Genomic DNA, 14652 nt, shown 5'->3' on the forward strand with positions numbered 1-14652 from the left:
CTTCGCACCGGCCCTGAGGGCCGGTGAAGCCTGGACGGAACCTACTCGCCTTCGCCGACCTCGTCGGTGCCAGTCTCGCTCGAAGCCACGTCTTCGACCTCCTCATCCGACTGCGGCTCCGAAATCCGCTCCACCGACACAACCTTCTCGCCTTCGGCCGTGTTGAAGATCGTCACGCCCTTGGTGGCCCGGCTGGCGAAGCGTATGCCGTTGACCGGCACCCGGATGACCGTACCGCCGTCCGAAACCAGCATGATCTGATCGTCATTGCCAACCGGGAAAGTTGCGACCAGGCGGCCGATTTCGGCCGTTTTCGACACGTCGGTGGCACGGATGCCCTTGCCGCCGCGCCCCGTCAGGCGGAAATCGTAGGACGACGAGCGCTTGCCATAGCCATATTCGGTCACCGTCAGCACAAGCTTTTCATGCGCCTTGAGGAACTCGTAGCGCTCCTCGGAAAGCTCGGCCTCCTCGCCGACCTCCTCGTTGGTGAGCGCAATCTCCTCTTCCTCGCCGGCTCCGCCGGCGGCAAGCCTGCGCTCTGCCGCGGCACGCTTCAGGTAGGCTGCGCGTTCGGCGGGTGATGCATCGACATTCTCGATGATCGACATCGAGATGATGCGGTCGGTCTCGGCCATGGTTATGCCGCGCACGCCGACGGAATTGCGGCTCTGGAAGACGCGCACGTCGGAGACCCGAAAACGGATGCACTGGCCGGAATTCGCCGTCAGGAGCACGTCGTCATTGTCGGTGCAGGTCTCGACGCCGAGGATCTCGTCGCCCTCTTCCTCCAGCTTCATGGCGATCTTGCCGTTGCGGTTGACCTGGACGAAGTCGGACAGCTTGTTGCGGCGAACGGTGCCGCGCGTCGTCGCGAACATCACGTCGAGCTCGCCCCAGCTGGTCTCATCCTCGGGCAGCGGCATGATGGTGGTGATGCGCTCGCCCTGCTCGAGCGGCAGCATGTTGATCAACGCCTTGCCGCGCGATTGCGGGTTGCCGATAGGCAGCCGCCAGACCTTCTCCTTGTAGACGATGCCGCGCGAGGAGAAGAACAGCACCGGCGTGTGCGTGTTGGCGACGAACAGCCGGGTAACGAAATCCTCTTCCTTGGTCGACATGCCGGAGCGGCCCTTGCCGCCGCGGCGCTGCGCCCGGTAGAGCGAGAGCGGCACGCGCTTGATGTAGCCGGAATGGCTGACGGTGACGACCATGTCCTCGCGCTGGATCAGGTCCTCGTCTTCCATGTCCGCACCGCCGTCGGAGAGCTCGGTGCGGCGCGGCGTGCCGAATTCGTCGCGGACCGCGATCAGCTCGTCCTTGACGATCTGCTGGATGCGCGCGCGCGACGACAAAATATCAAGGAAATCAACGATCTCGGCGCCGATCTTGTTCAACTCGTCGGCGATCTCGTCGCGGCCGAGAGCGGTCAGGCGCTGCAGGCGCAGGTCGAGGATGGCACGCGCCTGTTCCTCGGAGAGATTATAGGTGCCGTCCTCGTTGATGCGGTGGCGTGGGTCGTCGATCAGCTTGATCAGCGGCGCGACGTCGTGCGAGGGCCAGCGCCGCTCCATCAACTGCTCGCGCGCCGTCTGCGGATCGGGCGCGGTGCGGATCAGCTTGATCACCTCATCGATGTTGGCGACGGCAATCGCAAGACCGACGAGGACATGGGCCCGCTCGCGCGCCTTGCGCAGCAGGTATTTCGTGCGGCGGCTGATCACCTCCTCGCGGAAACTGACGAAGGCTTTCAGCATGTCGATCAGCGTCATCACTTCCGGCTTGCCGCCGTTGAGCGCCACCATGTTGGCGCCGAACGAGGTCTGCAGCGGCGTGAAGCGGTAAAGCTGGTTGAGGATGACGTCGGCGACGGCCTCGCGCTTCAATTCGATGACGACGCGATAGCCCTGACGGTCGCTCTCGTCGCGGATGTCGGAAATGCCGTCGATGCGCTTTTCGCGCACCAGTTCGGCCATCTTCTCGATCATCGCCGCCTTGTTCACCTGATAGGGAATTTCGGTGACGACGATGGATTCACGGTCGTTTCCGCGCTTTTCGATCTCGACGCGGCCGCGCATGACGATCGAGCCGCGGCCGGTAGAATAAGCGCTATATATGCCGGACCGGCCAAGGACGATGCCGCCGGTCGGGAAATCCGGGCCGGGCACGATCTCCATCAGCGCCGGCAGGTCGATGGCTGGATTGTCGATGATCGCCATCGCTCCGTTGCACACTTCGGCCAGGTTGTGCGGCGGGATGTTGGTGGCCATGCCGACGGCGATGCCGCCCGACCCGTTGACTAGAAGGTTCGGGAAACGCGCAGGCAGTACCTTGGGCTCTTGTTCGGCGCCGTCGTAATTGTCCTGAAAATCGACCGTTTCCTTGTCGATATCCCCCAGAAGCTCGTGCGCGACCTTGGTGAGCCGCGACTCGGTGTAGCGCATGGCCGCAGGCGGGTCGGCGTCGATCGAGCCGAAATTGCCCTGCCCGTCGATCAGCGGCACGCGCAGCGACCAGTCTTGCGCCATGCGAACCAGGGCATCATAGATCGAGGCGTCACCGTGCGGATGGTATTTACCCATCACGTCGCCGACGATGCGCGACGATTTCACATGCTTGCGGTTCCAGTGGTAACCGCCTTCCTGCATGGCATAGAGGATGCGCCGGTGCACCGGCTTCAGGCCGTCGCGCACGTCGGGCAGCGCGCGGCTGACGATCACGCTCATGGCGTAATCGAGATAGGAGCGCTGCATCTCCTCGATGATCGAAATCGGCTCGATGCCGGTGGGGCCGCCATCCGGCCCGCGCGGTGTCTTCTGGTCGGTCAAATCAGGTCACAGTCCAGTCGGGAATCACTCACCACTTATATAGGATGCGGGACTGAAACTCCAATGGCGGAGGCACTTTTCCAAAGACGATTTCGGCGGCAATTTCAAATGGATATCGCTGCGACGATATGGCCAAGCTCGGTTTCGCTTCGGCTGGCCTCAGCGCCCTCTGGTCCGTCTGGCGCGATACGCGCCGGGGGCCTCCCCCATCTCGCGCCGGAACCGACGGTTGAAGGTCGACAGGTCGTTGAAGCCCTCGTCGAAAGCGATCGTCGAGATCGTCGCGTCCGAGCAGCGCAACCGCACTGCGGCGCGGTGCAGTCTGGTCCTGAGCAGAAACTGGTAGGGCGTCAAGCCGGCCACCTGCCGGAAAATGCGCAGGAAATGATACGGACTGGTCGCCGTGCCGTCGGCAAGCTCGGTCAGCGAAAGCGGCCGCTCGGCATTGAGTTCGATCAGCCGCACCGCTTCGGCAACCCGTTTCTGGTCGCGGCGGCTGGGCGTTCGGGTCGCGGCGGCAGATCCGGCCGCAGCCGCGGCGACCGCGCCGGCGATGCGCAGGCCGAGTTCCTCGAACGCGTCGCTGTCGCCTGTCTCTCGCGCCGCCTCCGCCTCGGCGAGCAGAGGCGTCAGCGCCGGCAAGGGCGGCAGGCGCGGATCGGCAAAGCCGAGCCGTTTCGCGCCCGGCACATCGGCCACGACCCGCTCCATATAGGCTGGGGTAAAATGAAACGAGAGGCAGCGGTCGCCGGCGGCATGCTCATGCCCGCATTCATAGCAGGCGCCGGGATTGCCGAGCAGGATGGCGCCTGGCGCCAGCATCGTCGTGCCTTGGCGCGTGCGATAGCGGAACGTGCCCCTGGTCACTGCGGCAACGCAAAAGCTGCGATGCTCTTCCTCGAATGGCTTGTCGCCGGCGACGGCCGTGCACACCACGTCGGACACCTGCCAACCATGCCCGGAAGCCAGAGTTTTCTGCGCTGTCGTCATGCCCGAAAGATAGCAATTTTTCCCAAGCGACGAACCCTGTCATGCCCCTATTGCTAGCCCTCTCCTGACAAACGAGGCAGCAACAATGACCGACCCCTTTGCCGAGGCCCTGCACAGCGACGGTCCAAAACCGGACCTTGCCGAAAAGCTGAAACTCTATGGCCGCTTCATCGGCGCCTGGACGTTCGACGCCACGCGCATTCTCGAGGATGGGACCAGGCTTACAGGTCGCGGCGAGGTGCATTTCGGCTGGGTTCTGGAAGGCAGGGCCGTGCAGGACGTCTGGATCCTGCCCGCCCGCGACGCAGGTCCCTCCCCGGCGCTCGGGCCATGGACCTTCTACGGCACGACATTGCGCGTTTACGATCCCGGCGCCGACGCCTGGCACATCTTCTGGAGCGACCCGCGCAACCAGTATTACAGCCGGCAGCTCGGCCGCGCCGAGGATGACACCATCGTCCAGGTCGGCGCCGACGGCACGGGCGCGTCTGTACGCTGGAGCTTCTCGCAGATCACCGAAAACTCGTTCCGTTGGCTGGGCGAGCGCTCGCATGATGGCGGTGCAACCTGGCGCATGGAGGTCGAGTTTTTGGCTCGCCGCACGACTCCAGCCTGAGCAACCAACCATTTGCAATCATGGAGGAAACAATGCTTGACCATGTCTCGATCGGCGTCCGTGACGCCGGCACTTCGAAACGCTTCTACGACGCTGCGCTGAAACCGCTCGGCTATTCCTGTCTCAGCCAGTCGCCCGGTTCACTCGGTTACGGTGGTGACGCAGTCCAGCTTTGGGTGAACGATGCCGGGCGGCCGGTACCGGCCGACGCAGACTCCGGCCTGCATTTCTGCTTTTCGGCGCCGACCCGCGCCAGCGTCGACGCCTTCCATGCGGCGGCATTGCGTGAGGGCGGCACGGACAACGGCCAGCCCGGACTGCGCGCGGCATATGGCGACAATTACTATGCCGCCTTCGTTGTCGATCCGGACGGTTACCGGCTGGAAGCCTATTGCAGCCATGCCGAATAGCCGACTGAATTACCTCCCGCCTGTTTCCACCGCTCGGGCTTTGTTCTACCAATTGCGGGGCCTGGGCCTCGCCCGGCGGGAGGGGACCAGCGATGCCGAGTTTCGACAGCCTGTTCAACGCCTTCGTCACCATTCTGGTGACCATCGACCCGCCGGGATTGGCGCCGCTCTTTCTCGCCGTGACGCGCGGCATGAACCGCGAGGAGCGTCAGCAGGTTTCGGTGCGCGCCTCGGTGATCGGCTTCCTGGTCATGGCGCTGTTTGCACTTGCCGGCGCCGCGATCCTGTCGGTGTTCGGCATCACGCTGCCGGCCTTCCGGGTGGCCGGTGGCTTCCTCTTGTTCTTCATCGCCTTCGAAATGGTGTTCGAGCGCCGACAAGACCGCAAAGAGAAGATCGGCGACGTCGCCATCACCAAGGACATGATCCACAACATCGCCGCCTTCCCGCTGGCGATCCCGCTGATCGCCGGCCCCGGCGCGATTTCGGCGACGGTGCTTTTATCAGGACATTTCGAGGGCTTTGCCGCCCAGGCAGCGCTGGTCGGCATCATCTTCATCTGCCTGGTCATCACTTATCTGGTGTTCGTGCTGTCGGAACGCATCGACCGCATCCTCGGCCAGACCGGCCGCTCGATCCTGACCAGGCTGCTGGGCGTCATCCTGGCGGCGTTGGCAGTCCAGTTCGTGGCCGACGGCGTTCGGGCGCTGATGGCGGCCTGACCGGCTGCGAGGCAGCCCACCTACTGCCCTACTGCCCTACTGCCCTACTGCCCTACTGCCCTACTGCCCTACTGCCCTACTTGACCGCCGTCTCGACCACCTCGAAATCGTGGGTAATCGTCGCTGTCTTGGCCATCATGGCTGACGCCGAGCAATATTTCTCGATCGACAGATCGATCGCCCTTCTTACCTTGTCGTGCGACAGCGCGCGGCCCTTGACGATGAAATGCATGTGGATGCGGGTGAACACTTTCGGGTCGGTCTCGGCCCGGTCGGCGTCGAGCTCGACCACGCAATCCTCGACCGCCTCCCGGCCTTTCTCGAGGATGTGGACGACGTCATAGGCCGAGCAGCCGCCGGTACCGATCAGCACCAGCTCCATCGGGCTCGGTCCAGGCGTCTTGCCGTCCGGCCCGTGCGCCGTGCCCAGCACGACCTTATGGCCGCTGCCGGACTCGCCGACAAAGGTGCGTTCCTCGACCCATTTGATGCGTGCTTTCACCTTGATCTTCCTTACGAGGTTTCCGTCGCCTACTGACCGAACACGACCGCATGCATGATCCGGCCAGGCAACAGCGTGAAGATGCCGGCGCCGACCAGCGCGAACAGATAGAGCTTGATCATGGCGCCGCGACGCGCGGCGACCTTATGCGCGTGCGCATACCATGCCGCCAGCGGTACCGTGACCAGCACCAGGATCGACAAAAGATGGATCGGGCTGAACAGACCGATGAGCCGGATCTGCTGGATCCAGAAGCTCGATATCGCGACCAGCATCAGCGCCACCCAGGCATAACCCAGCGCGCGGTGACGCGCAGTACCCTTCGGCAACGCCAGTTGGGCGCCGCCGATAGCGAGGGCGGCGAAGGCCGCAAAGGCATGCCATGGAATGGGAGGCGGCGCCGACAGGAGCGGTCCGAGCGACATCGCGCCTTCCCTCAAATGCCCGTTTCGAAGCGGTTAGAACGGGATCTCGTCGTCCAGCTCGCGCGACGAGCCGCCACCGCCGCCGCCCCTGGGGCCGCCACCACCACCGCGGCTGAGACCTTCATTCGGACCGGACTGGCCGAAATCCGAACCGCGGCTGCCGCCGCCGGAATAATTGCCGACCTGGCCGCCGCCGCCCTCGCCACGCGCGTCGAGCATCTGCAATTCGCCACGGAATTTCTGCAGGACGATTTCGGTCGTGTAGCGGTCGTTGCCGGTCTGGTCCTGCCATTTGCGGGTCTGCAGCTGGCCCTCGACATAGACCTTCATGCCCTTCTTCAGATACTGCTCGGCCACCTTGGCGAGCTGATCGTTGAAGATGACGACATTGTGCCACTCGGTCTTGTCCTTGCGCTCGCCGGTGTTCTTGTCGCGCCAGCTTTCCGACGTGGCAATGCGGATGTTGACGACCGGATCGCCGGAATTCAGGCGGCGGATTTCAGGGTCCGCCCCGAGATTGCCCACCAGAATGACCTTGTTGACGCTACCCGCCATCTTACTTCTCCGCGCTCATCCGAAACGAATTCAATTCGCTCACCTTACAGCCTTCGGGCCGCCGCCGCCCGCAAAGGCCGGCTTTTCCCACAAGGTTTTTCGTTCTCTTTTCGTTCTATTCTTAATCACCCTTTCTGTCAAGAAATGTCAGCAAAGGCGGGGTTTGAACATGCACCTCTATATGGCGATCAAATAGAGGCTTGCCAAACCAATAAGTATCGACTTATGCTTTATCCATGATCGAAGCAGAGATTTTTCGTGCGCTTGCCGACCCTACCCGTCGCGCCGTCTACGAGCGGCTGACCGCCAGCGAGATGAGCGTGACCGAGCTGCGCGCCGGTATGAGCGTGTCGCAGCCGGCGGTCTCGCAGCACCTCGCCGTGCTGCGCGGCGCCGGCTTGGTGGTCGAGCGGCGCGCCGGCCGCAATGCCTATTACCGTGCCGATCCGCAAGGGCTCGACCCGCTGCTCGGCTGGATCGAACGCTACCGCGCCTTCTGGCCGGAACGCATCGAGAAGTTGAAGACGGTTCTGAAAGGAATGGACCAATGACGGCTATCGAAAACCCGACGGTCAACGAAGCGCCGCTCAGCTTCGAATGCGACCTTCCAGATCCGCCGGAAAAAGTCTGGCGGGCGCTGACCGAGCCGGAGTTGCTCGCCGCCTGGATGATGCCGAACGACATCGAGGCGCAAACCGGCGCGCGCTTCGCCTTTGCCGGACCGCATGCGCCGATCGAATGCGAGGTGCTCGAGGCCGAGCCGGGCAGGCTGCTGCGCTATTCCTGGCGCGAGGGGCCCGGCGCGAAAGATGCGGACCAGCTTCCCGCCTTTGACAGCATCGTCACTTTCACGCTCGCCGGCACCGCCTCGGGCGGCACGCATCTACGCATCGTGCATGACGGTTTCGTGCCGGCCACGCAGCCTCTCGTCGCTGTTTCCGGCGCCGGTTGCGGGCTTTCGCTCGACGCGCGCAGGAATCCGACCGCCGCCAACGCGCCCTGCATGATGCTGCGCGCGGCCTGATCAAGAGAGGACCGAGGAAAACAGTCATGAGCATTGCCAATCTGGTGCCTATGGTCATCGAGCAGTCGAGCCGCGGCGAACGCTCCTTCGACATCTTTTCGCGGCTGCTGCGCGAGCGCATCGTCTTCGTCAATGGCGAGATCAACGACAACGTCTCGGCGCTGGTCTGCGCACAGCTCCTGTCGCTGGAATCGGACCATCCCGACAAGGAGATCTCGCTTTACATCAACTCGCCGGGCGGCATGGTGACCAGCGGCTTCGCCATCTACGACACGATGCAATACATCTCCTGCCCGGTTTCGACGGTCTGCATGGGCTTTGCCGCCTCGATGGGCTCCTTCCTGTTGATGGCCGGCGAACCGGGGCGTCGCATCGCGTTGCCCAACACCAGGATCGTGCTGCACCAGCCGCTCGGCGGCTTCCAGGGCCAGGCCTCGGACATTCAGCGCCACGCCGAGGACATCGTGCGCACCAAGCAGCATATGACAGAGCTCTACGCCAAGCACTGCGGCCGGACCTATGATGAAGTCGAGCGCACGCTCGACCGCGACTATTTCATGAGCGCCGCGGAAGCCAAGGAATGGGGCCTCGTCGACCACGTCTACGACACGCGCAAGAAAGCGGCCTGACGTTGCGGGCAGGCGCGCGGCAAATTGATCGCCGCGCGTCTGGCATTGCTCTAGCCGCCTCCCTATAGTCCGCGCATGATCAGGTCCGTTCAGCCCAGACATCTATGCGCCGCCCTCGCCGCGCTTGCCGGCATGTTGACGGCCGGCGCTGCGCTTGCCGACGACGGTTCGGCGCAGAAACTGCCTGGCGTCAGCGGCGACTACCGCATCGCCAAGCCGGCGCCGCAGCCGGAACCCGATGACGCGCTGCCGGCCGGCAGCGACGGTTCCTTCAAGATCGGCAACACCGATGTCAGGATCGGCGGCAGCATAACGATCGACATGGCGACGGGCGGCGCTCGGATCCCGAACCACTGATCCCGAGCGGGTCACACGCGAACACCACAAAATGTTAGCCCCATCCCTGCTGTGCAGACGGATGGGGCTTCATGGATCTGAAATCCAACTTTAGCCGGGAATGGACTGCCGGCGTTCTGTTTCGGATGCAACGCGGCGTTCCGCCGACGATCCGACTATCGTCTCTGATTGTAGGGAATCGGCAGGGCACGGTTTGTCGGGCCGGCGTTTCAAGTCTGCCCTGGCACTTATGCCCGCCGCGGCTCCATCTCGGTGTGGAGCCTCAAGGGACTGTCCGGTGGCGTCATGCTCCGCTCCTTATGTCCGTTGCGACAATGTCGTTCGAAGCGCTAATCGCTATCGCCTGCGGCGTCTCGCAGGCCGCCAGTTGCGCGGCGAGGCCATCGAAAGACGGCCGGCTTCGTTGACGATTTGAGACTGCTCCCGTGAGTCACCGGCGTCAACAGTTGAATAGCCGGTTACCGAAAAATGTGATCGCCTGGAGGTTACGTACGGGTAAGTCGGGTGGCTCCGCGGAACGAGGCGGCATCGGCGGCACGTGTCTCCACAAAATTTCGGGCGACCGTTCCACGGCACTCAGCGCGCTTGTTTCCACAGCGCTTTGTGCGACTGTTTCCACAGCGCTTTGTCAGGAGCGTGTTCGGCCTTTGTTCTTTCCGCTTGCCGGCCCGCGCGAAAGGCGGTTAAACCCATGATCGGCTTCTTCCGTCGAGATTGTGGCGTCTCTCGACGTGGCGGCGAAAATACCTACATAGGGGATGGCCGGGACGAACCCGCCCAATCCAGCAAATTCCAGATCTGAGGCGGCGACCGGCGATGGCCGACCAAAAATACCTTTCCATTCGCGGGGCGCGCGAACACAATCTCAAGAACGTCGATCTCGATCTGCCGCGCGACAGCCTGATCGTCATGACTGGACTATCGGGCTCCGGCAAATCGTCGCTTGCCTTCGACACCATCTATGCCGAGGGCCAGCGCCGCTATGTCGAAAGCCTGTCGGCCTATGCCCGCCAGTTCCTGGAGATGATGCAGAAACCGGACGTCGACCAGATCGACGGCCTGTCGCCCGCCATCTCGATCGAGCAGAAGACCACCTCGCGCAACCCGCGCTCGACGGTCGGCACCGTCACCGAGATCTACGACTATATGCGCCTGCTCTTTGCGCGCGTCGGCATCCCCTATTCGCCGGCCACCGGCCTGCCGATCGAGAGCCAAACGGTCAGCCAGATGGTCGATCGCGTGCTGGCGCTGGAGGAAGGCACCCGTCTGTTCCTGCTGGCGCCGATCGTGCGCGGCCGCAAGGGCGAGTACCGCAAGGAGCTCCTGGAGCTGCAGAAGAAGGGATTCCAGCGCGTCAAGGTCGACGGCGTCTTCTACGAGATCGCCGATGTCCCGGCGCTGGACAAGAAGTACAAGCACGACATCGACGTGGTCGTCGACCGCATCGTCGTGCGCGGCGATCTGGCGACAAGGCTCGCGGATTCGATAGAGACTGCGCTGAAGCTTGCCGAAGGACTGGCTGTGGCGGAGTTTGCCGACAAGCCGCTCGATGCCAGCCTGACCGGCGAGGACTCGGTCAACAAGTCGAAGAACGAGACGCATGAGCGCATCCTGTTCTCGGAGAAATTCGCCTGCCCGGTTTCCGGCTTCACCATTCCCGAGATCGAGCCCAGGCTGTTCTCCTTCAACAATCCGTTCGGCGCCTGCCCGACCTGCGATGGTCTCGGCAGCCAGCGCGCCATCGATCCCAACCTCGTCGTGCCGGACGAGAACGTCTCGCTGCGCGACGGCGCCATCAGCCCGTGGGCGAAGTCGACCTCGCCCTATTACGCGCAGACGCTGGAAGCGCTGGGCAAGGCCTATGGCTTCAAGCTCGGCGACAAGTTCAAGGATCTGAGCGCCGAGGCACAGAAAGCCGTGCTGCATGGTACCGGCGAGCGCGAGATCACCTTCCAGTATGATGACGGCCTGCGCTCTTATAAGACGACCAAGACTTTCGAGGGCGTCATCCCCAACCTAGACCGGCGCTGGAAGGAAACGGAATCGGCCTGGATGCGCGAGGAGATCGAGCGCTTCATGTCGGCCACTCCCTGCCCCGCCTGCAACGGCTACAGGCTGAAGCCGGAAGCGCTGGCGGTGAAGATCGCTGGCAAGCATATCGGCGAAGTCACTGAGATGTCGATCCGCAAGGCCGACCAGTGGTTCACCGACCTGCCGGCGCAGTTGAACGAGAAGCAGAACGAGATCGCGGTCCGGGTGCTCAAGGAGATCCGCGAGCGGCTGCGTTTCCTCAACGATGTCGGCCTCGACTATCTGACGCTGTCGCGCAACTCCGGCACGCTGTCGGGCGGCGAGAGCCAGCGCATCCGCCTCGCCTCACAGATCGGCTCGGGCCTCACCGGCGTGCTCTATGTGCTCGACGAGCCGTCGATCGGCCTGCACCAGCGCGACAATGCGCGCCTGCTCGATACGTTGAAGCACCTGCGCGACATCGGCAACACGGTGATCGTGGTCGAGCATGACGAGGACGCCATCCTGCATGCCGACTATGTCGTCGACATCGGCCCCGCCGCCGGCATCCATGGCGGCCAGATTATCGCGCAGGGCACGCCGCAGCAGATCATGGCCACACCCGCCTCGATCACCGGCAAATATTTGTCGGGCGAACTCGAAGTGGCGACGCCGGCGGTGCGCCGCGAGGCGAAGAAGAACCGGCGCATCAAGGTGGTCGGCGCGCGCGGCAACAATTTGAAGAACGTGACGGCCGAAATCCCGCTTGGCACCTTCACCGCGGTCACCGGCGTGTCCGGCGGCGGCAAGTCGACTTTCCTGATCGAGACGCTGTTCAAGGCCGCCTCGCGCCGCATCATGGGCTCGCGCGAGCATCCGGCCGAGCATGACCGCATCGAGGGGCTGGAATTCCTCGACAAGGTCATCGACATCGACCAGTCGCCGATCGGCCGCACGCCGCGCTCCAACCCGGCGACCTATACGGGTGCCTTCACGCCGATCCGGGACTGGTTTGCGGGGCTCCCGGAGGCCAAGGCACGCGGCTACCAGCCCGGCCGCTTCTCCTTCAACGTCAAGGGCGGCCGCTGCGAGGCCTGCCAGGGCGACGGCGTGATAAAAATCGAGATGCACTTCCTGCCCGATGTCTACGTCACCTGCGACGTCTGTCACGGCAAGCGCTACAACCGCGAGACGCTCGACGTGCAGTTCAAGGGCAAGTCGATCGCCGACGTGCTCGACATGACGGTCGAGGAAGGCGTCGAGTTCTTCTCGGCGGTGCCGGGCGTGCGCGACAAGCTGGAGACGCTGAAGCAGGTCGGCCTCGGCTACATCCATATCGGCCAGCAGGCGACGACACTCTCCGGCGGCGAGGCGCAGCGGATAAAACTCGCCAAGGAACTGTCGCGCAAGGCGACCGGCAAGACGCTCTACATCCTCGACGAGCCGACCACCGGCCTGCACTTCCACGACGTCGCCAAGCTGCTCGAAGTGCTGCACGAGTTGGTCGACCAGGGCAACACGGTGGTGGTCATCGAGCACAATCTCGAAGTGATCAAGACCGCCGACTGGGTGTTGGACCTCGGCCCCGAAGGCGGCGACGGCGGCGGCGAGTTGGTGGCGTCGGGCACGCCGGAAGCGATCGTGCGCGAGAAGCGCAGCTACACCGGCCAGTTCCTGAAGGAGCTGCTGGAGCGGCGCCCCGGAGGCAAACGCGAAGCGGCGGAGTGAGCGCGCATTGCGTCGGGAGGACGCTTGGATGACAATTAGAAGAGCGCTTTCCGGTGATCTTCCGGCCGTTGCCGCGCTGACCACGGCCGCCTATGCGCCCTACACCGCTCTGTTCGGCACCCCGCCGATTCCGGTGACGGAAGATTACGCGCCGCGCATCGAGCGCGGCGAAATCTGGCTGCTCGAAGAGGATGGAGGACTGGCCGGGCTGATCGCCCTCGAACAGCATCCCGACCACGCCATGATCTTTAGCGTCGCCGTCGCGCCGGCCTTCCAGGGTAAAAAGCTCGGCATCAAACTGCTCGACTTCGCCGACGAGCAGGCGCGGTCGTGGGGCGTGCCGGAGGTGCGGCTTTACACCAATTCGCGCATGGAGCGGAACATCGCGCTCTATTCCGCCTACGGCTATCGCGAAACGGGTCGCCGCGCCAACCCACACCGGCCAGGATGGACCCTGGTCGACATGGTGAAGCCGGTCGATCGAGCCGCCTGATCACATTTGAACGGAGGAGGACGACAATGAGCCAAGGAAAAATCCGCTCCGGCATGGGCGGCTGGACTTTCGAGCCCTGGGACACCTCCTTCTACCCGGATAAGCTTGCCAAGGCCAAGCAACTCCACTACGCCAGCCGGCAGGTCCCGACCATCGAGGTCAACGGCACCTATTATTCCAGCTTCAAGGAACCGACCTTCGCCAAATGGGCCAACGAGGCGCCGGAAGGCTTCGTCTTCTCGCTCAAAGGCAACCGCTTCGTCACCAACCGCCGGGTGCTCGGCGAAGCGGGCGAATCGATGATGCGCTTCCTGGGCTCCGGCGTTGCCGCGCTCGGCGAGAAGCTCGGCCCGATCCTGTGGCAGTTCGCGCCGACCAAGAAGTTCGACGCCGACGATTTCGAAGCTTTCCTGAAACTTCTGCCCGAGAAGCAGGACGGCGTGCCTCTGCGCCATGCACTCGAGGTGCGGCATGACAGCTTCATCGTGCCGGAATTCCCGGCGCTCGCCCGAAAATACAAGGCCGCGATCGTCTACGCCGACCACGCAAAATATCCGGCGATCGCCGATATCACCGGCGACTTCGTCTATGCGCGGCTTCAGACCGGCAGCGACGACAACCCCGATTGCTACACGCCGAAAGGCCTCGATGAATGGGCGGGACGGGTGAAGACCTGGGCGGAGGGCAAGCAGCCCGCCGACCTGCCACGCGCCGATCCCAAGACGGATGCGCCGGTCAAGCCGCGCGACGTGTTCGTCTACTTCATAACCGAGGGCAAGGTGCGCGCCCCCTTCGGCGCCATGGCCCTGATGAAGCGGGTGACCGATTGAAGCCAGCCTTCACTCCGGTCATATCCTTTTGTTCGAGCATCGGATCCTGCCTGCCTGGTGTCGGCTGCGCCTTGCGTCCGGCAGTTCCGTCGGAACTTACGGGGCGTCTTGACCGTTTTGCCTTTCTCGCCGGGAGCAGGTTTCCATAGCGGTTGAGCGTCGCGGAACAATGGCCCGGGCTCCGGCATCGGGAGAGCCCGAAGAAAGCGAGGTGATATGGCTGTCATCCTCATCGGGGCATTGCTCATTGTCGCCGGCATTGTGTACATGGCGGGTGCGGTCCTCAGGCGCGGGAAACTTAGCGATCCGGCACCTGCTGCCTCGGATCGCCCGATGCCAAACCTTACAACGCCTGGCCCGACGCTTGAGCCACGCCGGCGCGGCCTCGGTTTCCTCGGCCTGTCGCAGAATTGGCCGGGTCTGGTGATGATGGGGGTCGGCATCATCCTGCTATTGTTGGTGGCGGTCCTCTGACGCCTGTTGGTGGCGGTCCTCTGACGCCGCGGAAACAATGGCATCTTCACCGGTATCGT

Annotated in this window: 16 protein-coding genes; 11 read left to right on the forward strand and 5 right to left on the reverse strand. The window is 63.6% G+C overall.

The features are described 5' to 3' along the window. Positions 1-41 precede the first annotated feature (41 nt). Both gyrA and LB528_RS10225 read right to left on the reverse strand, forming a co-directional pair. A complete protein-coding gene (gene gyrA, locus LB528_RS10220; protein WP_224714772.1) occupies positions 42-2828 on the reverse strand; it encodes a DNA gyrase subunit A in 2787 nt (928 codons plus the stop codon). A gap of 159 nt (positions 2829-2987) precedes the next feature. Continuing rightward, positions 2988-3818, reverse strand: coding sequence for a helix-turn-helix transcriptional regulator (locus tag LB528_RS10225; protein WP_224714773.1), 831 nt, complete (start codon positions 3816-3818; stop codon positions 2988-2990). Between the two features lie 85 nt (positions 3819-3903). Between LB528_RS10225 and LB528_RS10230 the strand changes: the two genes are divergently transcribed. The 3 genes from LB528_RS10230 to LB528_RS10240 all read left to right on the forward strand — a co-directional run bounded on the left by LB528_RS10230 (position 3904) and on the right by LB528_RS10240 (position 5566). Further along, the gene (locus LB528_RS10230) at positions 3904-4434 is read left to right on the forward strand and encodes a hypothetical protein (RefSeq protein ID WP_224511960.1); all 531 of its coding nucleotides are present in this window, start codon (positions 3904-3906) and stop codon (positions 4432-4434) included. Between the two features lie 32 nt (positions 4435-4466). Beyond that, entirely contained in the window at positions 4467-4844 is a 378-nt protein-coding gene (locus LB528_RS10235; protein ID WP_224714774.1) for a VOC family protein, read from the forward strand. A gap of 92 nt (positions 4845-4936) precedes the next feature. Next, a complete protein-coding gene (locus LB528_RS10240; RefSeq protein WP_224511961.1) occupies positions 4937-5566 on the forward strand; it encodes a MarC family protein in 630 nt (209 codons plus the stop codon). 76 nt (positions 5567-5642) lie between these two features. Here LB528_RS10240 and LB528_RS10245 read toward each other — a convergent pair whose 3' ends face one another. The 3 genes from LB528_RS10245 to LB528_RS10255 are packed head-to-tail and all read right to left on the reverse strand — an operon-like array spanning position 5643 to position 7048. Further along, a complete protein-coding gene (locus LB528_RS10245; RefSeq protein ID WP_224511964.1) occupies positions 5643-6068 on the reverse strand; it encodes an OsmC family protein in 426 nt (141 codons plus the stop codon). A 29-nt stretch (positions 6069-6097) separates the two neighbouring features. After that, on the reverse strand, positions 6098-6493 hold the full coding sequence (locus LB528_RS10250) for a DUF2306 domain-containing protein (protein ID WP_224511966.1): 396 nt from the start codon (positions 6491-6493) through the stop codon (positions 6098-6100). A gap of 33 nt (positions 6494-6526) precedes the next feature. Then, the gene (locus tag LB528_RS10255) at positions 6527-7048 is read right to left on the reverse strand and encodes a single-stranded DNA-binding protein (RefSeq protein WP_224511968.1); all 522 of its coding nucleotides are present in this window, start codon (positions 7046-7048) and stop codon (positions 6527-6529) included. Positions 7049-7284: 236 nt separating this feature from the next. Here LB528_RS10255 and LB528_RS10260 point away from each other — a divergent pair, with 236 nt between their 5' ends. The 8 genes from LB528_RS10260 (at position 7285) to LB528_RS10295 (ending at position 14593) form a co-directional block, all read left to right on the forward strand. After that, positions 7285-7599: an ArsR/SmtB family transcription factor gene (locus tag LB528_RS10260; RefSeq protein WP_224511970.1), complete on the forward strand. Its 315-nt coding sequence runs from the start codon at positions 7285-7287 to the stop codon at positions 7597-7599. After that, positions 7596-8072: an SRPBCC domain-containing protein gene (locus LB528_RS10265; protein WP_224714775.1), complete on the forward strand. Its 477-nt coding sequence runs from the start codon at positions 7596-7598 to the stop codon at positions 8070-8072. The genes LB528_RS10260 and LB528_RS10265 overlap by 4 nt, the downstream gene beginning before the upstream one ends. Before the next feature lie 26 nt (positions 8073-8098). Continuing rightward, positions 8099-8701 (forward strand): ATP-dependent Clp protease proteolytic subunit, encoded by a 603-nt coding sequence (locus LB528_RS10270; RefSeq protein WP_224714776.1) that lies wholly within the window; start codon positions 8099-8101, stop codon positions 8699-8701. A gap of 75 nt (positions 8702-8776) precedes the next feature. Then, entirely contained in the window at positions 8777-9058 is a 282-nt protein-coding gene (locus LB528_RS10275) for a hypothetical protein (protein ID WP_224714777.1), read from the forward strand. Between the two features lie 816 nt (positions 9059-9874). Next, positions 9875-12796 carry an excinuclease ABC subunit UvrA gene (uvrA, locus tag LB528_RS10280; protein WP_224714778.1) on the forward strand — a complete coding sequence of 974 codons (2922 nt, stop codon included), beginning with the start codon at positions 9875-9877 and terminating at the stop codon, positions 12794-12796. 28 nt (positions 12797-12824) lie between these two features. After that, positions 12825-13289, forward strand: a complete 465-nt coding sequence (locus LB528_RS10285; RefSeq protein WP_224511978.1) for a GNAT family N-acetyltransferase — start codon at positions 12825-12827, stop codon at positions 13287-13289. 26 nt (positions 13290-13315) lie between these two features. Continuing rightward, on the forward strand, positions 13316-14119 hold the full coding sequence (locus LB528_RS10290) for a DUF72 domain-containing protein (protein ID WP_224714779.1): 804 nt from the start codon (positions 13316-13318) through the stop codon (positions 14117-14119). 216 nt (positions 14120-14335) lie between these two features. Then, positions 14336-14593 (forward strand): hypothetical protein, encoded by a 258-nt coding sequence (locus LB528_RS10295; protein WP_224511982.1) that lies wholly within the window; start codon positions 14336-14338, stop codon positions 14591-14593. Positions 14594-14652: the final 59 nt, after the last annotated feature.

Origin of the sequence: Mesorhizobium sp. CA4 (genome assembly GCF_020165075.1) — a bacterium.
GTDB lineage: Bacteria > Pseudomonadota > Alphaproteobacteria > Rhizobiales > Rhizobiaceae > Mesorhizobium.

Coding starts and splice junctions, on each gene's coding strand:
- LB528_RS10275 (WP_224714777.1), top strand. CDS start 8,777: ATGATCAGGTCCGTTCAGCCCAGACATCTATGCGCCGCCCTCGCCGCG.
- LB528_RS10260 (WP_224511970.1), top strand. CDS start 7,285: ATGATCGAAGCAGAGATTTTTCGTGCGCTTGCCGACCCTACCCGTCGC.
- LB528_RS10240 (WP_224511961.1), top strand. CDS start 4,937: ATGCCGAGTTTCGACAGCCTGTTCAACGCCTTCGTCACCATTCTGGTG.
- LB528_RS10225 (WP_224714773.1), bottom strand. CDS start 3,818: ATGACGACAGCGCAGAAAACTCTGGCTTCCGGGCATGGTTGGCAGGTG.
- LB528_RS10295 (WP_224511982.1), top strand. CDS start 14,336: ATGGCTGTCATCCTCATCGGGGCATTGCTCATTGTCGCCGGCATTGTG.
- LB528_RS10270 (WP_224714776.1), top strand. CDS start 8,099: ATGAGCATTGCCAATCTGGTGCCTATGGTCATCGAGCAGTCGAGCCGC.
- LB528_RS10255 (WP_224511968.1), bottom strand. CDS start 7,048: ATGGCGGGTAGCGTCAACAAGGTCATTCTGGTGGGCAATCTCGGGGCG.
- LB528_RS10285 (WP_224511978.1), top strand. CDS start 12,825: ATGACAATTAGAAGAGCGCTTTCCGGTGATCTTCCGGCCGTTGCCGCG.
- LB528_RS10265 (WP_224714775.1), top strand. CDS start 7,596: ATGACGGCTATCGAAAACCCGACGGTCAACGAAGCGCCGCTCAGCTTC.
- LB528_RS10235 (WP_224714774.1), top strand. CDS start 4,467: ATGCTTGACCATGTCTCGATCGGCGTCCGTGACGCCGGCACTTCGAAA.
- LB528_RS10230 (WP_224511960.1), top strand. CDS start 3,904: ATGACCGACCCCTTTGCCGAGGCCCTGCACAGCGACGGTCCAAAACCG.
- uvrA (WP_224714778.1), top strand. CDS start 9,875: ATGGCCGACCAAAAATACCTTTCCATTCGCGGGGCGCGCGAACACAAT.
- LB528_RS10250 (WP_224511966.1), bottom strand. CDS start 6,493: ATGTCGCTCGGACCGCTCCTGTCGGCGCCGCCTCCCATTCCATGGCAT.
- LB528_RS10290 (WP_224714779.1), top strand. CDS start 13,316: ATGAGCCAAGGAAAAATCCGCTCCGGCATGGGCGGCTGGACTTTCGAG.